This is a genomic window from Bacillus sp. FMQ74, from assembly GCF_001875785.1.
GTDB lineage: Bacteria > Bacillota > Bacilli > Bacillales > Bacillaceae > Bacillus > Bacillus stercoris.
In genome coordinates this window covers 574651-600505 of record NZ_MOEO01000001.1, presented here as the reverse complement: position 1 = coordinate 600505, position 25855 = coordinate 574651, and the positions used below count along the sequence as shown (strand labels likewise).

At 43.5% G+C, this 25855-nt stretch carries 27 protein-coding genes; 6 read left to right on the top strand and 21 right to left on the bottom strand.

Going from position 1 to position 25855, the window contains the following annotated elements; all coding sequences use genetic code 11:
* Positions 1-133: 133 nt before the first annotated feature.
* Positions 134-1360, top strand: a complete 1227-nt coding sequence (spoVV, locus tag BLL41_RS03250) for a dipicolinic acid transporter SpoVV (RefSeq protein WP_071576779.1) — start codon at positions 134-136, stop codon at positions 1358-1360.
* A gap of 10 nt (positions 1361-1370) precedes the next feature.
* Here the strand turns inward: spoVV and coaD are convergent, their stop codons facing one another.
* The 8 genes from coaD to BLL41_RS03210 form a co-directional block, all read right to left on the bottom strand.
* Entirely contained in the window at positions 1371-1856 is a 486-nt protein-coding gene (gene coaD, locus BLL41_RS03245; RefSeq protein ID WP_071576778.1) for a pantetheine-phosphate adenylyltransferase, read from the bottom strand.
* A gap of 4 nt (positions 1857-1860) precedes the next feature.
* The gene (gene rsmD / locus BLL41_RS03240; RefSeq protein ID WP_071576777.1) at positions 1861-2415 is read right to left on the bottom strand and encodes a 16S rRNA (guanine(966)-N(2))-methyltransferase RsmD; all 555 of its coding nucleotides are present in this window, start codon (positions 2413-2415) and stop codon (positions 1861-1863) included.
* 322 nt (positions 2416-2737) lie between these two features.
* Complete coding sequence (locus tag BLL41_RS03235; RefSeq protein ID WP_009967171.1) at positions 2738-3010, bottom strand: YlbG family protein; 273 nt, start codon at positions 3008-3010, stop codon at positions 2738-2740.
* A 54-nt stretch (positions 3011-3064) separates the two neighbouring features.
* On the bottom strand, positions 3065-3514 hold the full coding sequence (gene ricF / locus BLL41_RS03230) for a regulatory iron-sulfur-containing complex subunit RicF (RefSeq protein ID WP_003221370.1): 450 nt from the start codon (positions 3512-3514) through the stop codon (positions 3065-3067).
* Positions 3515-3628: 114 nt separating this feature from the next.
* Positions 3629-3868, bottom strand: a complete 240-nt coding sequence (locus BLL41_RS03225) for a YlbE-like family protein (protein ID WP_071576776.1) — start codon at positions 3866-3868, stop codon at positions 3629-3631.
* A gap of 15 nt (positions 3869-3883) precedes the next feature.
* Positions 3884-4282: a YlbD family protein gene (gene ylbD, locus BLL41_RS03220; RefSeq protein ID WP_071576775.1), complete on the bottom strand. Its 399-nt coding sequence runs from the start codon at positions 4280-4282 to the stop codon at positions 3884-3886.
* Between the two features lie 259 nt (positions 4283-4541).
* The gene (locus BLL41_RS03215; protein WP_071576774.1) at positions 4542-5582 is read right to left on the bottom strand and encodes a CAP domain-containing protein; all 1041 of its coding nucleotides are present in this window, start codon (positions 5580-5582) and stop codon (positions 4542-4544) included.
* Positions 5583-5666: 84 nt separating this feature from the next.
* Positions 5667-6113: a CBS domain-containing protein gene (locus BLL41_RS03210; RefSeq protein ID WP_071576773.1), complete on the bottom strand. Its 447-nt coding sequence runs from the start codon at positions 6111-6113 to the stop codon at positions 5667-5669.
* A gap of 139 nt (positions 6114-6252) precedes the next feature.
* Here BLL41_RS03210 and BLL41_RS03205 point away from each other — a divergent pair, with 139 nt between their 5' ends.
* Positions 6253-6615, top strand: a complete 363-nt coding sequence (locus BLL41_RS03205) for a YugN family protein (RefSeq protein WP_083427907.1) — start codon at positions 6253-6255, stop codon at positions 6613-6615.
* A 31-nt stretch (positions 6616-6646) separates the two neighbouring features.
* Here the strand turns inward: BLL41_RS03205 and ctaG are convergent, their stop codons facing one another.
* The 6 genes from ctaG to cyoE form a co-directional block, all read right to left on the bottom strand.
* The gene (gene ctaG, locus BLL41_RS03200) at positions 6647-7540 is read right to left on the bottom strand and encodes a cytochrome c oxidase assembly factor CtaG (protein WP_071576771.1); all 894 of its coding nucleotides are present in this window, start codon (positions 7538-7540) and stop codon (positions 6647-6649) included.
* A gap of 27 nt (positions 7541-7567) precedes the next feature.
* Positions 7568-7900 carry a cytochrome c oxidase subunit IVB gene (ctaF, locus tag BLL41_RS03195; protein ID WP_071576770.1) on the bottom strand — a complete coding sequence of 111 codons (333 nt, stop codon included), beginning with the start codon at positions 7898-7900 and terminating at the stop codon, positions 7568-7570.
* A 2-nt stretch (positions 7901-7902) separates the two neighbouring features.
* Positions 7903-8526: a cytochrome c oxidase subunit III gene (ctaE, locus tag BLL41_RS03190; RefSeq protein WP_071576769.1), complete on the bottom strand. Its 624-nt coding sequence runs from the start codon at positions 8524-8526 to the stop codon at positions 7903-7905.
* The gene (gene ctaD / locus BLL41_RS03185) at positions 8526-10394 is read right to left on the bottom strand and encodes a cytochrome c oxidase subunit I (protein WP_071576768.1); all 1869 of its coding nucleotides are present in this window, start codon (positions 10392-10394) and stop codon (positions 8526-8528) included. The genes ctaE and ctaD overlap by 1 nt, the downstream gene beginning before the upstream one ends.
* A gap of 32 nt (positions 10395-10426) precedes the next feature.
* Positions 10427-11497: a cytochrome c oxidase subunit II gene (gene coxB / locus BLL41_RS03180; RefSeq protein WP_014663859.1), complete on the bottom strand. Its 1071-nt coding sequence runs from the start codon at positions 11495-11497 to the stop codon at positions 10427-10429.
* 238 nt (positions 11498-11735) lie between these two features.
* Positions 11736-12653 carry a heme o synthase gene (cyoE, locus tag BLL41_RS03175; protein ID WP_003232250.1) on the bottom strand — a complete coding sequence of 306 codons (918 nt, stop codon included), beginning with the start codon at positions 12651-12653 and terminating at the stop codon, positions 11736-11738.
* A gap of 354 nt (positions 12654-13007) precedes the next feature.
* Between cyoE and ctaA the strand changes: the two genes are divergently transcribed.
* On the top strand, positions 13008-13928 hold the full coding sequence (gene ctaA / locus BLL41_RS03170) for a heme A synthase CtaA (RefSeq protein WP_071576767.1): 921 nt from the start codon (positions 13008-13010) through the stop codon (positions 13926-13928).
* Positions 13929-14268: 340 nt separating this feature from the next.
* Here ctaA and pyc read toward each other — a convergent pair whose 3' ends face one another.
* The 4 genes from pyc to glsA all read right to left on the bottom strand — a co-directional run bounded on the left by pyc (position 14269) and on the right by glsA (position 20515).
* Positions 14269-17715 (bottom strand): pyruvate carboxylase, encoded by a 3447-nt coding sequence (gene pyc, locus BLL41_RS03165; protein WP_071576766.1) that lies wholly within the window; start codon positions 17713-17715, stop codon positions 14269-14271.
* 74 nt (positions 17716-17789) lie between these two features.
* Positions 17790-19001, bottom strand: a complete 1212-nt coding sequence (gene ftsW, locus BLL41_RS03160) for a cell division protein FtsW (RefSeq protein WP_071576765.1) — start codon at positions 18999-19001, stop codon at positions 17790-17792.
* 205 nt (positions 19002-19206) lie between these two features.
* Positions 19207-19488 (bottom strand): Fpa/YlaN family protein, encoded by a 282-nt coding sequence (locus BLL41_RS03155; RefSeq protein ID WP_003245286.1) that lies wholly within the window; start codon positions 19486-19488, stop codon positions 19207-19209.
* Between the two features lie 97 nt (positions 19489-19585).
* On the bottom strand, positions 19586-20515 hold the full coding sequence (gene glsA / locus BLL41_RS03150; protein WP_071576764.1) for a glutaminase A: 930 nt from the start codon (positions 20513-20515) through the stop codon (positions 19586-19588).
* Between the two features lie 102 nt (positions 20516-20617).
* On the opposite strand from glsA, the gene BLL41_RS03145 reads away from it, so the two are divergent.
* Positions 20618-21100 carry a hypothetical protein gene (locus BLL41_RS03145; RefSeq protein ID WP_071576763.1) on the top strand — a complete coding sequence of 161 codons (483 nt, stop codon included), beginning with the start codon at positions 20618-20620 and terminating at the stop codon, positions 21098-21100.
* A 2-nt stretch (positions 21101-21102) separates the two neighbouring features.
* On the opposite strand, the gene BLL41_RS03140 is transcribed toward BLL41_RS03145, so the two are convergent.
* Positions 21103-22431, bottom strand: a complete 1329-nt coding sequence (locus tag BLL41_RS03140) for a PhoH family protein (RefSeq protein ID WP_014663850.1) — start codon at positions 22429-22431, stop codon at positions 21103-21105.
* A gap of 154 nt (positions 22432-22585) precedes the next feature.
* Between BLL41_RS03140 and BLL41_RS03135 the strand changes: the two genes are divergently transcribed.
* Both BLL41_RS03135 and BLL41_RS03130 read left to right on the top strand, forming a co-directional pair.
* Positions 22586-23215: a YhcN/YlaJ family sporulation lipoprotein gene (locus BLL41_RS03135; protein WP_071576762.1), complete on the top strand. Its 630-nt coding sequence runs from the start codon at positions 22586-22588 to the stop codon at positions 23213-23215.
* Between the two features lie 82 nt (positions 23216-23297).
* Positions 23298-23507 (top strand): YlaI family protein, encoded by a 210-nt coding sequence (locus BLL41_RS03130; protein WP_003232271.1) that lies wholly within the window; start codon positions 23298-23300, stop codon positions 23505-23507.
* 53 nt (positions 23508-23560) lie between these two features.
* On the opposite strand, the gene BLL41_RS03125 is transcribed toward BLL41_RS03130, so the two are convergent.
* Both BLL41_RS03125 and typA read right to left on the bottom strand, forming a co-directional pair.
* Positions 23561-23878: a YlaH-like family protein gene (locus tag BLL41_RS03125; RefSeq protein WP_003232274.1), complete on the bottom strand. Its 318-nt coding sequence runs from the start codon at positions 23876-23878 to the stop codon at positions 23561-23563.
* Between the two features lie 56 nt (positions 23879-23934).
* Positions 23935-25773: a translational GTPase TypA gene (gene typA, locus BLL41_RS03120; protein ID WP_003232278.1), complete on the bottom strand. Its 1839-nt coding sequence runs from the start codon at positions 25771-25773 to the stop codon at positions 23935-23937.
* Between the last annotated feature and the right edge of the window lie 82 nt (positions 25774-25855).

Below are 25855 nucleotides of genomic sequence, written 5' to 3'. Positions count from 1 at the left end.
TAAACTGAACCCCTATGCTCGTATATTAGTACAAAGAATCAAGAGGACAGGTACTGCTTGGCCGTTTCATGTCATACATTATTTTATCATGATATACATGTCATTGGGCATTTTTAGCATCGGGGAGGTAAGAATGAACTTGTCGAAGATCAATACACTTTTGATTGCCTCGTTTTTTCTTTTTTTAACAGCGACTGTCATCTCACATCCACAGGCCTCATTCGAAGCCTCTAAAACCGGGCTTTCTATGTGGTGGGAGGTTGTGTTTCCGTCATTGCTGCCATTTTTTATTCTGTCCGAACTCTTAATCGGCTTTGGCATTGTACGGTTTGTCGGTGTTCTGCTTGAGCCTTTTATGCGGCCGATCTTTCGCGTGCCGGGTGTCGGCGGCTTCGTTCTTGCTATGGGAATGGCATCAGGAAACCCAGCGGGAGCAAAACTCACTGCCCGTCTGCGGCAGGAAAAACAAATTTCAAGAGTAGAGGCAGAACGGCTTGCGTCGTTTACCAATTCTTCAAACCCGCTCTTTATTTTCGGCGCTGTTGCTGTCGGTTTCTTTCAAAACGCGTCACTAGGCATTTTATTGGCTTCTGCACACTATTTGGGGAATCTGGCTGTCGGTTTAACGATGCGTTCCTACGGCCGTAAGGAAGAGCAGCATCTCAGAAGAAAGAAAACGATACCCTTTCCATCGATCAAAGATGCGTTACACGCTCTTCATACCGCCAGACTTGCGGAAAAACGGCCCTTGGGCAAAATTTTAGGCGACGCCGTGACGTCTTCTGTTCAAACGCTTCTTATGGTGGGCGGCTTTATTATTTTATTTTCTGTCTTCAATCGGCTGTTGTCCGTGGTTCAGCTGACTGATGTTTTGTCTGTTTTCACAAAAGGCGCGCTGACTTTGTTTCAGCTTCCGGCTCAATTGGACATTCCGCTTTTATCGGGGATGTTTGAAATTACGTTAGGCAGCAAGCTTGTCAGCGAGACAGATGTTTCTCTTCTGCAAAAAGCAATTATCGTCAGCTTTATTCTCGGGTTTAGCGGCTTTTCCGTACAAGCTCAAGTAGCAGGTATTTTATCGGAAACCGACATTAGATTTAAACCATTCTTTATCGCACGTTTGCTGCAGGGCGTTTATGCCGCTGTCTTCGTCATGCTTTTATGGAAACCGCTTTACACGGCATGGCATGATCCTTATCAGTATGTATTTAAATCTTTTAACAGCAGTGACATGCCAGCTGCATTTATAAACGGCTGGAATCTGCTTGTGCAGATCGGACCTGCAGTCACACTATGCGCGCTGTTTACGTACATTATCATTTTTTCTTACAGACTGACAAACGGCACAAAAAAAGGATGAGTCAATCCCCTCATCCTTGTCTGAATTTTTGCTGAAGCGCAAACTCTACTTCCGGCGGTACAAATTCTGATACCGAGCCGTTGTATCTCGCCACTTCTTTTACGATGCTTGAACTTAAAAACGAATACTGATTGTTTGTCATCATGAAAAATGTCTCGATGGATTCATCAAGCACACGGTTTACTGACGTTCCCTGCATCTCGTATTCAAAATCTGATACAGCTCTCAAGCCCCTTAATATCGCTTTGGCATTTTTTCTTTTTGCATAATCAATTAACAGTCCTTGTGATGTTTCAACTGTTATGTTCGGAATGTCTTTTGTCACTTCTCTCAGAAGCTCACACCGTTCCTCCACACTGAACAAAGGCTTTTTTGAAGAATTATTCAGCACACATACATACACTTGTTCAAAAATATGCGCCCCGCGTTTGATGATGTCCAGATGCCCGTAGGTCACCGGATCAAAACTGCCGGGACAGACAGCTATACTCGCCACCTCACTACCCCCTCTTTTTATAAATCGCCACACCTGTAAGCCCATAGGTTTCTTTTCTTGTCATCACAAGATCTCCTACGGTTTTGGGAAGCTCGACCTCTCTGTCATGCTCAGCGACGATAAAGCCGTCTTCCTCCAGCATTTGATATTCGTCAATCAAAGTTAAAAGTGCTTTCAGCCTTTGTTCCTTATACGGCGGATCGAGAAAAATGCCGCGAAAGCCAGTTTCTCTCTTTGCAGCAGCGTGCAAAGCACGTTCCGCATCATTGCGGTATACCTGTGCATGTTTTGTAAGCTCCAGCGTTTTCAAATTAGATTTTACCGTTTGAATCGCTTTAAAATCACGGTCAACGAATATACAATGCTCAAACCCACGTGAAAGCGCTTCGATTCCAAGACCTCCGCTCCCTGCGAATAAATCTAATCCCCTGCCCCCATCAAAATAAGGGCCGATCATATTGAAAATGGATTCCTTCACTTTGTCGGTTGTCGGTCTTGTTGATGTTCCCGGCACAGCCTTTAATGAACGGCCTTTTTTTGATCCAGAAATTACTCTCATGTTCCACACCACTTTTTCTAAAAGCTATTTTGTTTCTTTATTCGGCCGGACGCCGCTATGTACATAGAAAAAAATCAATCCTATCTTAACATAAAGCATTCTCCCAAACAATGAACGCTAATCTTGATAAACAGGTGTATAGGCAGCATGATCCTTGTCCATACTATAAGCAACAGCATCTAGAGGATGTTGTTGCCAACCGCGGAGAAGACTTACGTTTCCCCATAAGTTCTTCCTCCGGTTTCTCCTCTCCCTTTGCCTTCTCCTTAACATATTAAGGAATAGAAGGACCCCGCAGATGCCTGCGGGGATTTTTTTATTGCTATATGCCGATTTTATAATCGTATTCTTTTGCCTTATCAAGCTTTGACTCGAATTCCAATTTTAAAAACGGTTTATAAGAAGGCTCTACTTTTTTCACAAATGAGTAAGACGCAATCTTGTCCATTGTTTTTTCAATTTGGTCCATATCACAGTACAGTACGACATATTTTAATCGTTTTGATACATAGTGCACATTCCCGAACTTCCTCAGCATTTTGCTTTGCTTTAGGGAGTGCAGATACACAACCATGCCCTGGCGCCTATTCTCCAATACAATCACCTGCCTGATTTCTTTTATATGTAAAAGACGAGACGGCCAGTCTCGTCAGGACACTTTACATCCGCAGCTTCCGCCCGAACCGCAGCCGCCTCCGCATGAAGACAAACCATCAAAATAAGGGTTCCCAGTCGGAACTTTCACATGCTCCGAAACAGCTGTCCCAATCTCGACGCTGACCTCATCAAGAATGGACTGGAGCTCATTTTCAGCTCTCTTGAAGTCAGCCACCTTATCGTTCAGGTCCAGCTCACGTTTGATCTCCCTCATTTTCCGGGATATTTCTCTATAGTCAGGATGATATTTGCCAAAACGCTGTACATCCTCATACTGCTCTTTTATTTTGATAAAAGAACGAATAATCCGACCTGCCTCTTCATCTTCCTGGAGACGCTTGTAACAATTGCGGTAGTTCTCAGCCGTCTCCGACTGCAGAATCATCTCGGCAAGCTGCTGAGCTTCACTTTGAAGCCGCACGGATTCCATCGTCGCATACATAACATGCACCTCCAGTTGTTAGTTTACCATGAAACCAGCCAATTGGAAAATGCTTAACCATAGCCGAAAACAAACTCCGTATGGACGCACGAAAAAGACCCTTTCCCGGGCCTTTTAATCTTTTGTCCGCATCGCTTGGAACATTTGTATCATCATTTGCGCCATTTGAATCCCGTTTGTAAACTGATTCACCCGATGCGGAATGGTTTTTTCATAAAAATTCATCATCTCAAGCTGAAAGGAGGACAGATCATCCGGTTTTCTCGAAAGCCTGCGGTACCAAATCGGCTGTTCTCTGATGAATCGTTTCCGTTCTTCGTTTGCGAAAATATATTCCTGCACCTCTTTGCGCATATGAGATCCCCTTTTTTAATCCTTTCGAAAAGAAAAAGGATGCTGTCCAGAGCCTGGCTGCGATTGCTTCTGGCTGTTCCCGGAAAATGTATTAAGAAGGCTTTGCAACGATGAGATCGACTGGCTCATTTTATTGATTTGTTCGTTCATTTGATTGACATCCATCTTTTTCACCGCTGTCACCATTTTCGTGACAAAATCATTTTTTTGCGGTGTTTCAGACACAGCCTCAGCAGCTTCCTCCGGTTCCCGATACGGATCCCAAATCGGGTCGCTTTCCCCGAAGAGGACCCAATTTTCATATACGTCCTGCCAGCTTCTTTGTTCTTTGCGCACTTCTTTTATCAGCTTGGGATGCTTTTTGACGAATTGTTTAAAGTCATTGATTGAATGATTGGCATGTTGATTCGCCACAATCCTCACCCCCTCCGAAAATCGTTACCTACTACAATGTATCGTTTTGTCGGGCATTGTGTTCGCCTATATTCATTCACAAATGAATTTTCAAGCTGTCCCCTATACACTGTTGAAAAGCCTTAAGAAGAAGGGGGAATCGGCTCCTCAGCAGCAAGAAAAGTAACATATTAAACCGGATGTGTTTACACATCCCTTAGCGCAAGACCAGCTTGAGTAAAAATAGAAAAAGCCCGGAACCATTCGTCCGCGGCTTTCATTACCATCGCTTAATAAAATTTTGGGTGTAATACTTTCGGTCTACTCCGACACCAAGATGCGTATAATCTGAATTCAGAAGCGCTTTTCGATGGCCTTCGCTATTCAGCCACCCTTCTACAGCGGCCGGACCGTCCACATAATTGTATGCGATATTTTCTCCCGCTTGCTGAAAGTCAACATGCCCTTCTTCTAAGCGGTCTTTCAGTGAGCCGTATTTCTTAGAAACATGGGAGAAATAATTATTTTCCTTCATATCCTCGCTATGCCCAAAGGCGACTTCCGCCGTCGGCTGATCCCACTCAAGCTTCGCAAGTCCATGTTTAACGCGTATGACATTCGTCAAATCAAGTATTTGCTTTTCGCTCGTTGTTTGGATCTTTTTCCACTTGTCATCTGAGACGGCTTTCGGTTTAATTAATTCCCCGCGGTACACTACCTCATAAGGTCTTTGCTTTACAAAGGTCTGCGCATCAAACGCCCTGATGCTGGATAGCTTCCCCTCAAATTTGTCCATATACAGCTGGACATACATCTTTCCTACCTTTACAGTCGGTCTTGTATTGATATCTTCTTCAGAAAATTCAAACCGATAGGAATTTCCTTTATACTCTACATTCACAAATGGTGCCACCTGGGTGGTCTTGAATACTTCGCCGGTCGATTCTCCAATCTTGAAAGGCTTGGCGTTAATATCATTCCCAGCCGCGAATAATGTGACCACTTTATTGTTTAATACCCCGATTTGGATATATTGGTCCTTACCTTGATTGTATACCCACCAATCGTAATCATAAGCTGAAGGGTCAATACGTTCAGGTTCCCCAAGCTTTTTCGTTACTTCATCGGCGGACTTGCCCATGAAGGACAATAATCCTGAAGTCGGCATATGTATTCGTTTGCCGCTTTGTGCTTCCTCATTTGACACCTGAGGCTCGCTGTCATTTGATTTCTTTTCAGGAACAGATCCATATTGAATAAACAGAACATAAGTTCCGCAAATAATCAAGAGGATAACCATCGCTCTCAATATATTTTTCAATCTATCACCCCCGTGGCGATTCACAATGTCTTGCCTTACAACCCATTACAATACAGCCTATTTAACATGTCAAAGATTTATGTGTTAATGAAAAAAGCCTTCTTCTCGATTTTCACCTTCGGAAATATCCGATAAGGCGCTGCCGGCACGTTCATTTGTTTGCTCAGATAAAGAAAGATCACCAAGCGTGACAATTCCAGTCAGTTTTTTATTTTTTGTAACCGGTATCCTTCTGAGCTGATGCGATGCCATCAAATGAAGAACCTCATCAACTGAAGCATCTTCCTCCACACTGACAGGTTTTTCGGTCATCGCGTCAGTGATTTTTTGCGAGTTCGGTTTTTTGATGGCGATTCCTCTTAACACGAGATCACGGTCGGTCACGATGCCGACCAGTGTTTCCCCATCCTCATCAACTACTGGAATTGCTCCTACATTCGCGTCCTTCATCTTTACTGCAGCTTCATATACATTATCTAATACCGTGCAATATTGCAAGTCGGCTGTCATCAGATCTTTTATTTTTGTCATCCGTTTAACCTCCTTTAGTCTAGTGCTATTGTCGTCAAAATTTAATTTTTGCATACTTTCAAAAGAAGAAGATTCATTGAAAGTTTAACGCTTTCATACTATGATTGTCAGGAAAGGTAATTTTTATAAGGAGGGGTCGGTGTTGAAGTTTACTGAAAGCGGACTTGAAGGGGTTAAGGCTGAACTCAGCTTGCTAGACGACTTAATGGAAAGCAAAGGTCTCATCAGAGCTGGTCAATGGGATTACGAGAGAGTCACCTATGACAAGAAGTTTTCGACGATTGAGGGCACGTTTTACCTGCGGATACAAGGAATTGCGGCAGAGGGTGATGTCGGAAGCGGACACGCGGTGATTCAATTAATGTCCCCTCTCCTAGGCAAGCATTACTACCCGCACGGAGTAGAATATGGAGAAACGGAAGAGTTTCCCGTACAGGTTGTGACAAAAAGCAAGGCACTGATTCAGGACATATCCGACATGTTAAAAACAGTTCAAATGTAACGAAAAGGTACAGCATATTCCGCTGTACCTTTTATGATATCGTCTGCTGAATATACGGCGGCTCCTCCTGCCCGTCCTTTTCCCTTTCTTTCTTCACCCATTGGAAAAAAATAATCGCCAAAAAAGTACCGTACACAATTTCCTGAATGATTTTCATCATGACGGCTCCGAGCTGCTGATCCTCCAACAAAGGCAGTGTATTCAACATCTCAGGTCCTGTTAATGGGACCTGCCCCATCATATCCGCAGGCACGCAAAGACTCATTGTCTCGGCCCACGCAGACGGATCTGTATAGGTAGCGTATAACGGTGCACCGCTGAACATGATCAAGGCGCAAGCAGGTGTGAGCAGCATACCGTCCGCCATAATATATCCCAGCTTCATCAAGCCGCTGAGCTGACGTAGACGCTCCACCTTATGAACAAGCGGCCACCACATGAAGAATGCAAGCACAAAGATAAGCCAAGTGATTAATGTATGGTAAAACGGATCGGTTTTGACAGTATCAAATATAAGCGGTACATGATATAAAGAAAAGATGCCATTAAACAAAAGCAAAGCAATTAAGGGCTTCGTGAAAAAGGAAAAAACCGGTTTGATGGCAGGCCTGAAAATGATTTTCTCCCAGAGCCATGCAGGAATTCCAGCGATCAATAGCGGAGGTACAACCAAATACAGGACAGCCATCTGTACCATATGCGCGCTAAACATAATATGTCCAAGCAAATCAACAGGGCTTCCCTCGGCCGCATATAAAAACAGCATCGCCGACAGAAAACACACCATCTCTTTACCAGTTATTCGATTCGGTTTTGAAAACATTCGCCTGTAAAAATAGAGATAAATCGCCGTAATGCCTAACAGGATACAAAAAAGATAAGGGCTCCACATGGCGCGAAACCCAAATATCTCTAACTGATTCATTTCTTTCACCTCCGGCGGCTGTTCAAATTACCACCATATAATTGTGACAAACGCAAGCACAGTGATAAACGCGACAAACACCCCTGAATACAAAAACAATGCCGGCGCCTCATGCCCTTTTTGATTCATATGCATGAAATAATACAGCTGAAAGATGACTTGAATTGCAGCTAGCAAAATAATGAAAGGAATCGTAAACCAGCTTGCGACACCATCTGTTGCCACAGTCAGAAATGCAACAATCGTAAGACCGATCATTAAACCAAAAGACAAAACCTGATATTTCATCTCCTGGGCGTGCTTTTTTTTCTTAAATTCAAGGTCGTTGTTGATATGCCCTCTGCTTTTTTTACCGACCATGTTTATCCCACCATCCCCATTAAATATACAACGGTAAAGATGAAGACCCACACGACATCAATAAAGTGCCAATAAAGGCTGGCAACGTAAAACTTAGGCGCCGTATACAGGTTCAGCCCTCTCTTGGCATTGCGAATCATAAGCGTGCTGATCCACATCAGCCCAAATGCCACGTGGGCGCCGTGTGTACCGACAAGCGTGTAAAACGCAGAGCCGAGCGCAGAGCTTGTAATAGTAAAGCCAAATTCATGGGTGTAGTGCTTAAACTCATAGATTTCCAGTCCTAAAAAGCCCGCCCCCAATAAAACCGTAATTCCCAGCCAAAGCTGCATCTTGCCGAAGGAAAAGTTCTTCATGTGGTACATCGCGTATACACTCGTTAAACTGCTCGTTAATAACAGCATTGTCGCAATGAATACAAGTGCCACATCGAACATTTCGGTTGTAGGCGGATCACTGGCATTTGAATTCCGAAGCGCAAGAAACGTGGCGAAGAGAGACGCAAACAGAACAGTCTCTCCGCCAAGAAAAAGCCAAAAGCCTAGAAATTTATTTTTCCCTTCCAGTGTTACTTTTTCGGGAGAAGCTGGAAAGGTTTCTGCGGTGAATTTTTCTTGAATTTGCATTATGCCTTCACCCCTTTATCATCGTTCGGCAGTTCCTCTTTATGAATATGATAGCCGTGATCATCAATTACTGAACGAAGCAGCATCGTAATAAATGTGATGCCTAGCCCGATAAAGATCACCGGCAGACCCCAAGCGTAATCACTTCTGTACAGCAGCCCGAACGCTGCAACAAAAAGGCCGAAGGAAATGATGAGCGGCAGGATTGAGCCGTTTGGCATATGAATATCATCAACCGGTTCCGCCGGCGTCATTGATTTGTGTCCTGCCTGCTTCTCGATCCAAAGCGGATCAAGTCCTCTGACAAAAGGAAGCTGTTTAAAGTTATACTCCGGCGGCGGCGAAGAAACAGCCCATTCAAGCGTACGTCCATCATGCCATGGATCAGCGCCTACATATTCGCCTTTTACCGATGTCCAAATGACATTGACCAGCAGAAGAATAACAGCTGCCGCCATAAAAAACGCCCCGATTGTACTGATCAAGTTGCCGGTTTCAAGACCCTGGCCTGGCAAAAACGTATAAACCCGGCGCGGCATTCCCATTAAGCCGACAAAATGCTGAATGAAAAACGTGAGGTGAAAGCCGATAAAAAACAATACAAATGAAATTTTCCCCATCGTCTCGTGCAGAATTTTACCGAACATTTTCGGCCACCAGAAATGAACACCAGCTAATAGGCCGAATACCACGCCACCAATGATGACGTAGTGGAAGTGCGCCACCACAAAATACGTATCATGGAACTGATAATCAGCAGCGGCCGCTGCCAGCATGACTCCCGTCACACCGCCGAGCACAAAGGACGGAATAAATGAGACAGCATACAGCATAGCGGTCGTATACTTCACATTTCCTCCCCAAATCGTCAAAAGCCAGTTAAAAATCTTAATCCCCGTCGGAATCGCGATAGCCATTGTGGCAACCGCAAAAATTGCATTTGCAATCGGGCCGAGACCAGTCGTGAACATGTGGTGCACCCATACCATAAAGCCCAGAAAGCCAATGAGCACGATTGCAAAAACCATTGAAGAATAGCCAAACAAACGCTTTCTGGCAAACACAGGGATGACCTCAGAAAAAATACCGAATGCAGGTAAAATTAGGATATAAACCTCCGGGTGGCCGAAGATCCAAAATAAATGCTCCCAAATGACCGTATTCCCGCCAAGCTCGGGATTAAAGAAATTGGTTCCGAACAGCCGATCCAGCATCATAAGAGCCAATCCAACCGTAAGCGGCGGAAAGGCAAACAAAATCAATGCCGAGGCCACAAATGTCGTCCATGTAAACAAAGGCAGTCTCATGTACGTCATACCCGGTGCCCTCATATTGATAATCGTGGCCAAAAAGTTAATCCCGGCTATCAGCGTCCCGAGCCCCGATATTTGGAGTCCGAGGACGAAAAAGTCTATGCCGTGCCCTTTTGAATGAAGCGAAAGGGAGGCATATGACGTCCAGCCCGCATCTGGCGCTCCGCCCAAAAACCAGCTTAGATTTAAGAAAATGCCTCCGAAAAAGAAGAGCCAAAAACCAAGCGCATTTAAAAATGGAAACGAAACGTCCCGAGCCCCGATCTGTAAAGGCACAACCGCATTCATCAAGGCAAATAAGAGCGGCATCGCAGCCAGAAAGATCATCGTCGTTCCGTGCATAGTCATTACTTCATTGTACGCTTGAGCACTGAGAAACGCATTTTCCGGCTTTGCTAGCTGAATTCTGATAAACATCGCTTCAATTCCCCCGACAAGAAAGAAGAATCCTCCTGCCGCTAAATAAAGAATCGCGATTTTTTTATGGTCCACCGTCGTCAAATAATCCCAAAGCATAGATCCGCGCGTCCGCTTTTCTGTAAGCGCATTCAACATATGTGACCTCCCCCAATATCTCCCTTTCTTCCCTACTTGCTTTCCGCTTTTAAGCCTTTTAAGTATTCATAAAGCGCATCTGTTTCACTGTCTGAGAGCTTTGGATATGTTCCTGTCATTTTGTTCCCCGGCTTTATGCTGTCAGGGTCCTTCAGCCAGGCCTTCACATTTTCTTTGTTGGCCTCTTTCACCCCTGCCACTTTTGTCCTTTCACCGAAAGTCGCCAAGTTGGGTGCCGTTCTAGCGGCTTCTGCACGCTTATCATTCGGCTCTACCGCATGGCAGCTCAGGCAGTTTTTCTCTTTAAACAGTTCTTCACCCTGCTTAGCCAAATCGCTCTCTGCTGTAGATTTATAGTTTTTCATTTCTTTTGTCCAGCCCTGAAATTCCTTTGCAGACATTGTCTTTACTTTAAAATCCATCAGCGCATGTGAAGGGCCGCAAAGCTCTGCACACTTTCCAAAAAACATATCTCCTGCCTCTTTGCTTCGTTTTGAATCAAATGTCAGGAAGAACTTATTTTCATTATCCGTATTCGTATCAAGTTTTCCTCCAACTGAAGGAATCCAGAAGGAATGTTTGACATCAGAAGCTTTTAAATTAAAATATACACGCTGGTCTGTCGGCACAATCAGCTCTTGGCTTGTGATGATGCCGTAATCAGGGTACTCAAACTCCCACCAGTATAAATTTGCCCGGACATTGACTACAAGAGCATCCTCAGCTTTGCGGCCTTTCTTATCCATTGGTGATGTGTCTGCTAGCTCCAGCGTATATAATACAACAGGGATCACAAGAATAATGAGCAGCAAAATCGGGATCACAGTCCATGTGATTTCTAAAAATTTATTCCCCTCTACCTGTTTCGGTATCGTGTTCTCACCGACCCGTGATCTTCTGAATCTCACAATCACATAAAAGAAGATAACAGATACTACTGCAACAACAACCACCATAATTAATGTGCTGAGCACTGTAAGGTCATACTGTTTATCAGCCACCTCGCCAGCAGGCTTGAGCGTGGATAAAAAAGGTTTTCCACATCCGCTTAATAGAAGCGGCACTAAGGCTAATAATAAAATAAGACGCCAATGCTTTACCATTTCACCCAACCCCTTTTCTGGTCAATACAAAGGCGGAAAGCAGATCAAAAGCCATCGCCTCCAGCCTATCACCAATAAAGCACTTACATTTCCTCTTCTCTTAAATTATGAGTTTTTTTACTCAAAATGCCATCTATGTATAAAAGTAAAGCCGCCTGATTAAACAAGAGGTCAAGGCGGCATTTACTAGTTGTCATCGTTTATTTTGAAGCGATAAAACAAGCATCATATCTATTTTTTAGAAAAGCGTCAAGACAACCATGGCAACGAAATAGATTGTCATGTAGTTAAGCGAGTAAACGAACATCTGCGTTGCCCACTTCATAATATTCTTGGAGCGGAATCCCATTAATCCAAGAATCAGCCAGCCGATATTTAACAGCAAACCGAGGATGACAATTGGAAGCCCTAGGCTGCCAAGGAAAAACGGAAGCGGCATCAGGCACGCAACCCACACAATAATTTGTCTTTTTGTCACTTCAAATCCGTATACGACAGGAAGCATCGGAATATTTGCAGCTCTGTAATCCTCAGTTTTCTTAATAGCCAATGCTAAGAAGTGAGGAATCTGCCAAATAAATAAAATCATGAATAACACCCATGCTACGACACCGATATTCCCTTCCACTGCCGTCCATCCAATAAGCGGCGGCACTGCACCTGAAACGCTTCCTACTACTGTGTTAATCGTATAGCGGCGTTTCGTCCACATTGTGTACAATACAACATACGTAAAGACTCCGATAAAACCGATAACAGCAGCCATGACAGTTGTCATCAGCAGCATGATCAATCCTAAAGCAACCAGCAAAATTCCAGACCATAACGCCTGACTCGGCTGAATTTTACCCGTAACCGTCGGTCTTACTTTCGTACGCTCCATAAGATGGTCAATGTCCCGGTCATACCAGTTATTGATCGCACAGGAGCCCGCAATAATCAGTGAAGACCCGATTAACGTAAGAAGAACGGTATTTATATTGCCTAAAAAACTCAAACCGGAAATATGTAGTGCAAGCCACATTCCAGTGAAAGTCGTGATGAGGTTAGAATTGACGATCCCTATTTTAATAAGGGACAGAAAATCTTTCCATGCCGTTGTTTCTTCAATTTGTCCGTCTATAGCTGTATCATTTAAGATTCTGGAGTTAGCCATAACGTAAACCTCCCTTACAAACCTAACGCAGGAAAATAAAATAACCTGCAACTCTATCATACAAGATAACATCTTGTAAAAAAACATCCTATTAAATATTAAACGACAAACAGGAATTTATTTGTGAACTTTTTATGAATTTTACCAAAGATGCAGGCAATCACCAAATCGGCATTGCGTTTACCTTATTTCTATCAGACCCGGCATGAATAATCAAGTGTACATTTTCCAGAAGCCGTTATTCTATTATATTTTTGTGAACAAAAGGCTCTGGGAATTGCCACAAAACACATATTCGCTTACACTTGGAACGTATATAAAATTGCAGCAGTATGTTGAGAAGGTGAATATTGTATGAATAAAGCATTAAAAGCTCTCGGTGTTCTGACGACATTTGTCATGCTAATTGTTTTAATCGGGGGTGCTCTCGTTACAAAAACAGGTTCCGGCCAAGGATGCGGCAGACAGTGGCCGCTGTGTCACGGCCGTTTTTTCCCTGAACTGAATCCGGCCTCAATTATTGAATGGAGCCACCGATTCGCAAGCGGGATCTCTATTATCCTTGTGTTAAGCCTTGCGTTTTGGTCATGGAGAAAAATCACGCCGATTTTCCGTGAAACAACGTTTCTCGCGATCATGTCAATTATCTTTTTATTTCTACAAGCATTGCTTGGCGCATTGGCTGTCGTATTCGGTTCGAACGCGCTGATAATGGCACTTCACTTTGGCATCTCATTAATTTCTTTTGCTTCAGTGCTTATTTTAACATTGCTCATATTTGAAGCTGATAAATCAGTCAGAAAACTGGTTAAGCCGCTTCAAATCGGCAAAAAGATGCAATTTCACATGATAGGAATTTTAATATATTCCTATATCGTTGTGTATACAGGCGCATATGTAAGGCACACTGAATCAAGTCTGGCATGTCCTAATGTGCCGCTATGCAGCCCGCTGAACAATGGACTTCCGACCCAATTCCATGAATGGGTGCAAATGGGCCACAGAGCAGCAGCCTTACTATTATTTGTATGGATTATTGTTGCCGCTGTTCACGCTATCACTTCCTATAAAGATCAAAAACAGATCTTTTGGGGATGGATCTCGTGTCTTATTTTCATCACATTACAAGCACTGTCCGGTATTATGATCGTATACACTGAACTGGCACTGGGCTTTGCACTTGCCCACTCGTTCTTTATTGCCTGTCTGTTTGGCGTTCTATGCTACTTCTTATTATTGATTGCTCGCTTCCGTTATGAATCCAGACAGTCATAAGGACTCTAGACCAAAGTCTTAACGGCTTTGGTCTTTTTCATGTCTTGTTTTGGCGCTTAATTGTTTCAATGGCCAGCCTTCGTATTAGTATCGCTTCATGAAAATAAACCCTTTTGGCCATGGATAATCAGATAGAGCCTATAGTAATATTCATGGCATACTACAAAGTATCTAAAAGATCGCCGGTATAAAAGCCTGTTTTATTTTTAAAAGGAAATGGCTTGTGACAGTACTACTGTATAATCTTTGAACGCCGCTTACATCTCTTCTAAAACAGTTTCACTCCGCATTTTCTATAAAAAACAAGAGTGTATATCAAATGATATACACTCTTTGTTTATTACGCTTTTTCAATTTCAAGGAGCAGATCTCCCGTTTGGATCGGCTCGCCATTTTTCACATGAACCTGCTTGATTGTTCCTGAGAAAGGGGCTTGAACCGTTGTTTCCATTTTCATCGCTTCATTAATCATCAAATGATCACCTTTATTGACTTTTGTACCTGCTTCAGCCAATACCTTAATAACGGTTCCAGGCATGGAAGCTGCGATGTGGCTTGGATTTGTCCGGTCTGCTTTCAGCCTTTCCTGAACGGAAGACTTAATGCTTTCATCTTTAATGACTACTTCACGCGGCTGCCCGTTCAGTTCGAAATAAACGACGCGAGTGGCGTCAGGCTGAGGCTCACCGATTGAAATCAGCTTAACAATCAGCGTTTTACCGCGCTCAATTTCAACTTCTATCTCTTCACCTAATGTCATGCCGTAGAAGAATGTCGGTGTATCTAAAACCGAGATGTCTCCGTAGCTTTCTGTCGTTTTCACATAATCAGTGAAAACTTTAGGGTAAAGGGCATACGCCACAGCGTCCTGATCTGAAATTTCCAAGTTATGCTGCTCTTTAAACTCCTGTTTGATCGCTTCAAATGACACCGGCTCAAGCAGTTCGCCCGGTCTGACTGTAATCGGCTCCTGCCCTTTTAAGATCAGCTTTTGCAGTTTTTCCGGGAATCCGCCATGAGGCTGGCCGATATTCCCTTTGAAAAGCTCCACAACAGAATCAGGGAAATCTAATGATTCGCCTTTTTCGTAAACGTCTTTTTCAGTTAGGTTGTTTTGCACCATATAGAGAGCCATATCTCCGACTACTTTTGAAGAAGGCGTTACCTTGACGATGTCACCGAACATATCGTTCACGCGTCTGTACATTTCCTTGACTTCATTCCAGCGGTCGCCAAGGCCTACTCCCTTGGCCTGCTGCTGCAGGTTGCTGTATTGGCCCCCTGGCATCTCGTGCTCATAAATTTCAGTATGCGGGGACTTCATTCCGCTTTCAAATTCACTATAATATTTACGCACTGACTCCCAATATTGGGACAGCAATTCAACGCCTTGGACATTCATTTCCGGACGGCGGTCGTTGCCTTCCATCGCATGATAAAATCCGCTCGCGCTAGGCTGTGACGTTAATCCCGCCATTGAGCTGACCGCCACATCTATGATATCAACACCGGCTTCTACAGCTTTCGCATACATATATATACCGTTGCCGCTCGTATCATGTGTATGAAGGTGAACCGGAATGTCGATCGTTTCTTTCAACGCAGAAACGAGTTCATATGCAGCCTGCGGTTTTAACAGCCCTGCCATATCTTTAATCCCGAGAATATGTGCACCGGCCGCCTCAAGCTCCTTCGCCATCGAAGTATAATAATCAAGGTCGTACTTCGTCCGGTTCTTGTCAAGGATATCTCCCGTGTAACAAATCGCAGCTTCTGCCACTTTGCCGGTATCCCGAACGGCATCAATGGCTAACGTCATCCCTTTTACCCAGTTTAAGCTGTCGAAAATACGAAACACATCAATACCGGATTGAGCTGATTGCTTCACAAATTCTTTAATCACATTATCCGGATAATTCGTATAGCCGACCGCATTTGATGAGCGAAGCAGCATCTGGAATAAGGTATTCGGCACTTCTTCGCGAAGATCCTCCAAACGTTTCCATGGATCCTCTTTCAGGAATCGATAGGCTACATCGAAGGTCGCGCCTCCCCACATTTCCATACTGAACAGTTCAGGCCATAATGCAGCCGTTGGATTTGCGATTTTTTTCAAATCATGCGATCTGATTCTAGTTGCCAATAACGATTGGTGGGCATCCCTGAATGTCGTATCTGTTAAAAGGACAGATTTCTGCTCCTTAACCCAATTTGCAAGCCCTTCTGCACCTTTTTCATCGAGAATTTGCTTTGTTCCTCTGGCAGGCTGCTGATCAGCGTCTACCTTTACGATTAACGGTTTGTCAAACGCCGGTTTTTCTTTTTTCCCGATTCCGGGGAAGCCGTTCACTGTCACATTGCCGATGTAAGTGAGCATTTTTGTTCCGCGGTCTTTTTGTTTAGGAAAAATAAATAATTCAGGCGTTGTGTCAATAAAAGACGTATCATATTGCCCTGTCAGGAACTTCTCATGTTTTGCAACGTTCTCAAGGAACGGAATGTTTGTTTTTATGCCTCTGATTCTAAACTCCTGAAGGTTTCGCACCATTTTGGCAGCTGCCTGTTCAAACGTTAAAGCCCAAGTTGAAAGCTTAACGAGAAGTGAATCATAGTATGGTGTGATCACGGCGCCCTGGAAGCTGTTTCCGGTATCAAGACGGACACCAAAACCGCCGCCTGAACGGTAAGCCATGATTTTTCCTGTATCAGGCATGAAATCATTTTGCGGATCCTCAGTCGTAACCCGTGACTGAATGGCATAGCCGATTGTAAAAATGTCCTTTTGCTCAGGAATATTTACTTTTTTGCTGTGAAGGCTGTGCCCTTGGGCAACAAGAATTTGTGTTTGAACAATATCGACACCAGTAATCATTTCTGTTATCGTGTGTTCAACTTGTACGCGAGGATTTACTTCAATAAAGTAGAACTCGTTGTTTGCAACAAGGAATTCGACCGTACCCGCATTTATATAGTTTACATTTTTCGCAAGCGCAACAGCCGCCTCACAAATTTGATCCCTTAATTCAGGTGACAGCGAAACACTCGGCGCCACTTCAATGACCTTTTGGTGGCGTCGTTGAACGGAACAATCCCTTTCAAAAAGATGGACGACATTGCCCTGTTTGTCTCCAATGACCTGAACCTCAATATGTTTCGGATTCTCAATTAATTTTTCTACATAAACTTCATCATTGCCAAAGGCTGCTTTCGCCTCTGATTTTGCACGCTCATATGCTTCTTTGACTTCACTTTCAGATCTGACAATCCGCATACCGCGGCCGCCGCCGCCAAGCGAAGCTTTAATGATAATTGGATAACCGTTAGCTTGTCCAAATTGTTCAACGGCTTCAAGCGTTTCTGCAGGACCGTCGCTTCCGGGAATCACGGGGATTCCGGCTTTTTCTGCCTGCTCACGCGCTTTTACCTTGTCACCAAACATATCGAGATGCTCGGATTTTGGACCAATGAATACGATGCCTTCTTCTTCACATCGTCTCGCAAAATGAATATTTTCAGATAAGAAACCGTATCCCGGATGAATTGCATCGACTTTGTTTCTTTTCGCAATATCAATGATTCCTTCAATATCCAGGTAAGCATCTATCGGTTTTTTCCCTTCACCGACTAAGTATGCTTCATCCGCCTTGTACCGATGGTAGGAACCGGAATCTTCTTTTGAATAGACCGCAACTGTACGAATATTCAACTCGGTACACGCTCGGAATATTCGGATTGCAATTTCTCCCCTGTTTGCTACTAATACTTTTTGTATCGATTGCTGAGACAAACTTTTTTCCCCCTTACCCGAATGGAATATAATCTATCATAGCGGAATATCCTTCCCCTGTACACACTTGTTTTTTACAGATAAACAGTTTTTTTGAGCTGTTTCTTTTTCATTCCCTTCGGCGCCAAGGGCTCTCTCTTTTTCTTATTCTCTGAATATTTCACAAACATGCTGATATTCGCTAATATCCCCATGCTTGCCAGCAGCAGCACTAAAGAAGAGCCCCCGTAACTAATAAATGGCAGCGTAACCCCTGTAATCGGAATTAATCCGCTGACACCGCCAAGGTTAATAAACGATTGGATGGCAATCATGCTTGAAATGCCGATCGCTAAAAGACTTCCAAACGGGTCCTCGCATTTTCTGGCTATATAAAAACCTTTAATAACGACAAAACCCAATAGGAAAATCACAAACAAAACCCCAAAAATGCCGAGCTCTTCAGCAATGACAGCCATAATAAAGTCAGTGTGTGATTCAGGCAGATATCCGTATTTTTGGATACTTTCACCGAGCCCCAGACCGAAAATGCCGCCTGAGCCGATCGCATAATAAGAATTGATCACTTGCAAACCTGATGAGTTTGCATACTTAAATGGGTCTTCAAGACTCTCAAAACGCGCTAAACGGCCTTCAGTTAAAATTTTATCCTGATTCAAATAGATAATCGGGCTGACTAAAATCAAAACAATTCCGCCCAGTATCACAAGCCTCATCAGTGTCTTTCCGCTGAATCCGGAGCACAAGATCATGCACGTCGCAATCAGCCCTATAATCATGGCTGTACCGAAATCTGGCTGCATGGCAATTAACCCGCAAATCACAAGCGTCATGACTACCGGAGGAGCTACACCCGTTAATAGATGGTCAATATAGCTTTGTTTTTTGGCATATACGGCTGCAAGGTATAAAATCACGACCAGTTTCACAAACTCCCCCGGCTGGACACTCATTCCGCCGATTTTAAACCAGCTCTGCGCGTTTCCGGCAACATGCCCGAAAACAAACAGTGAGATAAGCGCAAGAACAGAAACAAGCAGTATCCCCTTCTGAAACTTTTGATGGGCCAATGCCTTGTATGGAAACAAAGCCATGAGAATAAATAGAGCGCCACCTGCAATTAAAGCAAACAGCTGCCGCATGAAGAAAAAATTACTGCTTACTCCGTATCGAGAGACAGCCGTAATCATGCTTGAGCTGTATACCATCACCAAACCGAATCCGCACAGTAAAACAATTGCGAATATCAGTGAGTAATCATAAGATTTTAGCATTTTTTTTAACATAACATCCTCTTCCCTGCATCTAACTTTCATTTTCTATGGTTTTTATGTATTTATATTTTTTATTTTACTACAATTTATCAAACGAGACGAAGAATCTCTATACGTTTCGGAAGGAATGTGTAAAAAAAGACCGTCTTTGATGAGATGAGCGAAAAATAGCGGTTATAAAAAAACCCAAACTGTTAATAAGTTTGAGTTTTATCATTTATTTAGCTGTAAACGCGTCATGCAAAGCAGACAATTCGCGCTCCAATGTGTATAAAAGGTCTTTACCGTCTTTTTCATCAACCAATCCCAGGCGGACAGCAAAATCGATTTCCCTCGAAAGCCCGAACATTTGAGTATCTAAGACCTCTTCATATAGAGGACATTGAGGCATCGTTAAGTTATCCATTTGTACTCGGATCAGCTTCAAAATCTTCTCAGCGTCAACTTTTAAGAGTTCAAAAGCTTTTTGCCGATGGTCAACTATCATCTCTGAAGCCAAAAGTATCCCTCCGTTCCCCAGGCGAGTACCTAATTCTTCTATTTATCATAAAGGGTATCAACAGAAAATGCAAGAGGATTTAAGCATATGACATAAATTAAAAAATACTCAGCCTGTACATCTCAGACATTATTTCCAAAAGCTTTACACCTGCAATGCTGTTCCCTTTTTCGTCTAATGCCGGGCCGAATATGCCGATCCCAAAATCGTAAGGCGAAATACCCATAATCCCGCCGGATACGCCGCTTTTCGCAGGGATTCCGACCTTAATTGCGAATTCCCCGCTTGCATTGTACATTCCGCACGTCACCATAAATGTTTTGCAAATTCTTGCGACATCTTTTGAGATGACTTGCTCCCCAGTCTCAGGATTTCTGCCGTTCAATGCAAATACAGATCCGATTTTCGCTAAATCCAAGCTGCTCATCTCAATCGCGCATTGCTTCGTGTATAAATCCATTACTGCTTCTACATCATCCTCAAAAATGCCGTACTGCTTCATATAATAACACATTGCCCGATTAATCATTGAAGTGCTGTATTCGGATTCAGCCACTTCTCGGCAGTATGTAATCTCTTGGTTGTTTGTCAGCCTTCTAATAAAAGAAAGCAAATAATCAAGTCTCTCTTTCACCGTTCTTCCTCTAATCAGACTTGTCACTACCAATGCCCCGGCATTAATCATAGGGTTTAACGGCTTGCTCGGATTTACTGTTTCCAGCTTGATAATTGAATTAAACGGATCACCGGTCGGCTCCTGTCCAACATAACTGAAGACCTTATCTTTGCCGTATTCCATTAGCACCAAAGCAAGTACAAGGACTTTCGATATACTCTGAAGCGTAAATGTTTTTTCTACGTCACCTGCTGACAGACAAACATTATTGGAATAATAAATCGCCACTGACAGATCGTGTTTATCAGCTTTTGCCAAGGCGGGAATATAACTGGCTACCTCCCCCTTGTCCGTTACTTTTTTCGCCTTTTTCACTAAGGCTTCAAGCTCATCATTATGCCGGCATACCATGCAAACACCCTCGTTCCCTCAGCATTTCAATACACATAATTTGTACACAAAGTGACAATTCATGCGAAAACTTTTATAATTTTGAGAGAAGGGGGTCATATTATGAGCGTTATCCAAGTAAAAGGCAATGTTACATATCCGATTACCATTGATCCAAGCGTATGGATTTTTGATGATCGCAAATTTTTGTTTGACCACAAAGGGGACAGTCAAGACACATTACAATCTATCGGGGATGAATCCGACCTTGATTCAGAACGCGTCATCAGAGAGGGCCGGATTGCGCCGCCGACTTTAAAGACCGAAAAACAATACGAGAAGCAAAAACTGATGAACGGCAGTTTTGCAATGAGACTTGGGACTGTGCTGAAAAATGCCGAGCCAAACAGCTCTGCGACACAATGTGTATTTGTCACAAGTTCAGGAAAGGCCGCTGTCTCTCTGGAAACAGCTTTGAACAGTATTGTCCATTTCAGTGAGGCAGGCAAGCCGATTCAAGAAGGCGGCCCCGTGCATATTTACTTTGAAGACCCGGTTGATCATAAACAGCCGATAACCGATTTAAAAGAAATCGAAATCATTTAATGTTACAGCAAGTCAGCGGCAAGCTGGGCGAGACCTGATCTCTCACCTTTTAACAGTTTCACGCTGCCTGAGATGGGTTGTCCTTTAAACCGCTCAACCACATAGGCCAAACCATTGTTCAGACTGTCTAAATATGGGTGATCAATTTGTTCAGGATCGCCCATTAAGACTATTTTACTGCCCTCACCGACTCTCGTTAGCAATGTTTTTACCTCATGCCTGGTCAAATTTTGCGCTTCATCAATGATAATAAATTGATCTGGTATGCTTCTCCCTCTGATATAAGTCAGCGCCTCTACCTGAATTGAGCCAATTCCCGCCAAAATAGCCTCCAGCTCTCCTGGTTTTTTCGCATTGAACAGAAACTCTAAGTTGTCAAAAATCGGCTGCATCCAAGGCTTTAGCTTTTCCTCTTTTTCGCCTGGCAAATACCCGATGTCTTTGCCAACAGGAACAATTGGCCTTGCGACGACCAGCTTTTTATATATCCCCAAGTCTTCTGTCTGTAATAGCCCTGCCGCCAAGGCTAAGAGCGTCTTGCCGGTTCCCGCTTTTCCGATCAGGGTAACCAGCGGAATATCTTCCCGCAGCAAAAGCTCTAACGCCATTGTCTGCTGTACATTTTTCGGCCTGATTCCCCATATATGTTCATCATCAAATACGAGTCTTTTTAATACCGTTCCGGTTTTGTCTGCAATTCCGACTGCCGAGGAGGATCCTCCCAGCTCATCCTTCATTAAAGCAAATTGATTCGGATAAAACGCATGCTGCTTCACATCGTTTACTGAAATTTGATTTTTCCCGTAAAAAGAGCTGAACAGCTGCTGGCTGATATATATATCTTTATAGCCGCTGTACATTTCATCATTGTCCACAACCCTGTCATTTAAGAAATCTTCAGCAAGAAGTCCGATTGCGTCCGCTTTAACCCTAACAAGTACGTCCTTGCTGACGAGGATAACCGGCCTGCCATTTTCTTTGGTTTCTTCCTCTAGGCTTAGGTTTTTCGCAACAGCTAATATGCGATTATCGTTCGTCTTTTCAATAAAGATCTCTTGCAGCTGGTGAAACGAACGATGATTCAGTTCAATTCTCAGTGTGCCGCCGGTGTCAAGCGGTACATGCTCATGCAGCCTGCCTTTTTGCCTTAGCGCATCGATCAGCTTAGATACGTGCCTCGCATTCCTCCCAACTTCGTCCATATACCGTTTTTTTGAATCAACCTCTTCTAATACGACAGCAGGGATGACAACCTCGTTTTCTTCAAAAGAAAATATCGCGTTAGGATCCTGTAATAACACATTCGTATCTAACACATAAATTTTACTCAAGTCTCAGCCTCCTGATATAAGGGTCAAAGTTCTTCCTGCTTCTCTTTTGATGAAAAAGGTGAATGCCTGCTAAAATATATGTTTTTGTGCATAAAGATAGAAGGTTAATTCAACAATAAAATTAATGAAAGTATTTCAAGGAGGGAACCCGCAAGTGCGAATTCTTTTCATTATCATACAGCTGACGCTTATCCTGTCCGCTTGTGCCTATCAACAAGGAAAACAGGACCAGAATGTTGAAAAAGAATCAACAAGACAGCAGGAGACTAAACCGATTCACGTAAAGGACACAACTCAGGAAACAAAAGACAATGGAACAAGAGCTGATATAGCCAAGCACCTGGTCAGTGTTGCTGAAAAAAACCCTGACGTCAAGGATGCAACAGCTGTTGTGCTGGGAGGTTATGCTGTTGTTGGGATTGATGTCGATGACACTTTGGATAGAAGCAAAGTGGAAACCATCAAATACTCTGTAGCACAGGCTCTAAAAAATGATCGATATGGCGCCAACGCAGTTGTTATTGCAGATCCCGATACGGTCAGCCGCCTGCGTGAAATGAGCAGAGAAATCAGTGAGGGCCATCCGGTAACAGGCATACTGGATGAATTAGCTGCGATTGTCGGCAGAGTGCTTCCCGAAGTGCCTAACGATGTGATTGACAATGAAGACGAGCCGCAAACAAAGCAGCAAAATGATCAATTAAATAGAAAACAGCAGCAGGAAATGGAGAAGGAACAAAATGATCAATCAGATCATCATATGAAAAAGAACAACAATGATTAAGCTATAGCCTTGCGCTTTAGCTTTTTCTTATTTTGGACAGCTTCTAATCCGTGCTATAATACATGTTAGTGAAAGAGGTGATATGATGAGGGTCAAATGTTCTATTTGCGATAAAATTGAAACAATTGATGATGATACCCTGATCGCGAAACGGCTTCGAAACCGCCCGATCCATACATATATGTGCCAGGAATGCCACGATCGGATTGCCAAAAAAACAGAAGAACGGCTAAAAACGGGAAAATTTACTTTTCACCCGGGACAGCAGAAAAAAGAAAAAGTAAAAAAATAAAGCGGCCGCTTAACATACAGAACAAAAAAAGACTCAGCTTTCAGCTGAGTCTTTTATGATTTTGCAGACTGTCCCTTTTTCGACTGATACAGCCGAATTTTGTAAATGATTAAAATCAGCGCAGCGACGACCAATCCTTCTGCCACGGGCAAAAACACTCCTAAAAAAGTCAAAACAGTGCAGCCTAAAGCAAGAAATACATACACCACCGCTGATTTTAATACAGGAAGCCGTTTAGCAAATCCAAGCTTAAATACAATAACGGCCAACACAAAAATCGTGCCGTACAGCAGCCACATGCCTGCCGCAGGCTGCCGGTCTACTTGATATAGAGCGGCGAAGAACGACAGGCGTTCGCTTACGTCATTCAAAAAGATTCCCTCCCCTGTAAACGTACGGGTTCTATCTTTTCAAATTCTGCACGAGATTAAGACAATCCTGCTGTTTTTTTCTTTTTAGCCGCTTTTTCACGTTCGTTTTTATTGAGGATTTTCTTTCTTAAACGGATGGATTCAGGTGTTACTTCACAATATTCATCTTCGTTTAAGTACTCTAGAGACTCCTCAAGAGACATGATGCGCGCTTTTTTAATTGTCGTTGTCTGATCCTTTGTCGCAGAGCGGACGTTTGTTTGCTGTTTCATTTTGCTGACGTTAACAACAAGGTCATTGTCACGGTTATGCTCTCCAACGATCATTCCTTCGTATACTTCAGTTCCCGGCTCAACGAAGATGACACCGCGGTCTTCAATTCCTTGAATACCATAAGATGTCGCTTTTCCGTTTTCCATCGACACAAGCACACCTTGACGGCGTCCTCCGACTTGGCCCGCCTGCATCGGCTGGTAACTGTCAAACGTATGGTTCAGAATACCGAATCCGCGTGTTAATGATAGGAACTCAGTAGAGTAACCGATCAATCCGCGGGAAGGAACTGTAAAGATGAGACGGACTTGGCCGTTTCCATTATTGATCATATCAACCATTTCACCTTTGCGTGCTCCCATTGATTCCATGACAGAGCCAGTATGCTCTTCAGGTACATCAATTTGCACACGTTCAACAGGCTCACAGCGTACGCCGTCGATTTCTTTGATGATAACTTCAGGTTTTGACACTTGAAGCTCATAGCCCTCACGGCGCATATTTTCAATTAAAATTGACAAGTGCAGCTCACCGCGTCCGGAGACAACCCAAGCATCAGGAGAAGCTGTTGGCTCTACACGCAAGCTCACATCCGTCTGTAGCTGTGATTGAAGACGCTCTTCGATTTTACGAGCCGTTACATATTTGCCTTCACGGCCTGCAAACGGACTGTTATTCACGACAAATGTCATTTGAAGTGTCGGCTCATCAATGCGAAGTACTGGAAGCGGATCTTGATGGTCTACAGGACATACCGTTTCACCAACGTTGATATCTTCCATCCCGGATACCGCAACGAGGTCTCCCGCTTTTGCTTCTTCAATTTCCACACGCTTTAAGCCTTGGAAACCAAAAATCTTTGTTACACGGAATGACTTAGCCGTTCCGTCAAGCTTCATAAGAGAAACCTGCTGTCCGACTTTCATCGTGCCGCGGAATACGCGTCCGATTCCGATACGGCCTACATAGTCGTTGTAGTCAAGAAGGGCAACTTGGAATTGAAGCGGCTCCTCTGCATTATCAACAGGTGCCGGAACATGCTTAATAATCGTTTCATATAAAGCTTCCATGTTTTCATCCTGTTGTTTCGGATCAAGACTCGCTGTTCCATTAATCGCGGAAGCATATACTACTGGGAACTCGAGCTGCTCTTCATTGGCATCAAGCTCAATGAACAGATCAAGAACTTCATCGATTACTTCCTCAGGACGGGCAAAGTCACGGTCAATTTTGTTTACAACAACAACCGGATTCAGGTTTTGCTCAAGAGCTTTTTTCAGAACGAACCGAGTTTGAGGCATACAGCCTTCATATGCGTCAACGACAAGCACTACGCCGTCAACCATTTTCATAATCCGTTCTACTTCTCCCCCAAAGTCTGCGTGTCCAGGGGTGTCCAAAATATTGATACGTGTATCTTTATAGTTAATCGCAGTATTTTTCGCCAAAATTGTAATGCCGCGTTCGCGTTCAAGATCATTAGAGTCCATTGCGCGTTCAGCAACCTGTTCGTTGGCACGGAACGTACCAGCCTGATGTAAAAGCTGATCGACTAAAGTCGTTTTCCCATGGTCAACGTGGGCAATAATCGCGATGTTGCGAAGATCATTTCGAAGTTTCACTTTTTCATCTCCTAAAAAAATTAGATAACTTTCATATTATACCACACATCCTCTTTAAAAGCGTCACGTTTTTCAGTAAACT

What these genes read in the sequence shown, in the direction of transcription:
- BLL41_RS03225 (WP_071576776.1), bottom strand. Translation starts at nt 3,868, where the DNA reads ATGCGCAAAGAGGTGCAGGAATATATTTTCGCAAACGAAGAACGGAAA.
- BLL41_RS03210 (WP_071576773.1), bottom strand. Translation starts at nt 6,113, where the DNA reads ATGACAAAAATAAAAGATCTGATGACAGCCGACTTGCAATATTGCACG.
- ctaD (WP_071576768.1), bottom strand. Translation starts at nt 10,394, where the DNA reads ATGTTGAATGCGCTTACAGAAAAGCGGACGCGCGGATCTATGCTTTGG.
- ctaE (WP_071576769.1), bottom strand. Translation starts at nt 8,526, where the DNA reads ATGCAAATTCAAGAAAAATTCACCGCAGAAACCTTTCCAGCTTCTCCC.
- glsA (WP_071576764.1), bottom strand. Translation starts at nt 20,515, where the DNA reads ATGGTATGCCGGCATAATGATGAGCTTGAAGCCTTAGTGAAAAAGGCG.
- BLL41_RS03130 (WP_003232271.1), top strand. Translation starts at nt 23,298, where the DNA reads ATGATGAGGGTCAAATGTTCTATTTGCGATAAAATTGAAACAATTGAT.
- ricF (WP_003221370.1), bottom strand. Translation starts at nt 3,514, where the DNA reads ATGTATGCGACGATGGAATCCGTGCGGCTTCAAAGTGAAGCTCAGCAG.
- BLL41_RS03145 (WP_071576763.1), top strand. Translation starts at nt 20,618, where the DNA reads ATGAGCGTTATCCAAGTAAAAGGCAATGTTACATATCCGATTACCATT.
- rsmD (WP_071576777.1), bottom strand. Translation starts at nt 2,415, where the DNA reads ATGAGAGTAATTTCTGGATCAAAAAAAGGCCGTTCATTAAAGGCTGTG.
- ctaG (WP_071576771.1), bottom strand. Translation starts at nt 7,540, where the DNA reads ATGAATCAGTTAGAGATATTTGGGTTTCGCGCCATGTGGAGCCCTTAT.
- ctaA (WP_071576767.1), top strand. Translation starts at nt 13,008, where the DNA reads ATGAATAAAGCATTAAAAGCTCTCGGTGTTCTGACGACATTTGTCATG.
- ftsW (WP_071576765.1), bottom strand. Translation starts at nt 19,001, where the DNA reads ATGTTAAAAAAAATGCTAAAATCTTATGATTACTCACTGATATTCGCA.
- cyoE (WP_003232250.1), bottom strand. Translation starts at nt 12,653, where the DNA reads ATGGCTAACTCCAGAATCTTAAATGATACAGCTATAGACGGACAAATT.
- ctaF (WP_071576770.1), bottom strand. Translation starts at nt 7,900, where the DNA reads ATGGTCGGTAAAAAAAGCAGAGGGCATATCAACAACGACCTTGAATTT.
- coxB (WP_014663859.1), bottom strand. Translation starts at nt 11,497, where the DNA reads ATGGTAAAGCATTGGCGTCTTATTTTATTATTAGCCTTAGTGCCGCTT.
- spoVV (WP_071576779.1), top strand. Translation starts at nt 134, where the DNA reads ATGAACTTGTCGAAGATCAATACACTTTTGATTGCCTCGTTTTTTCTT.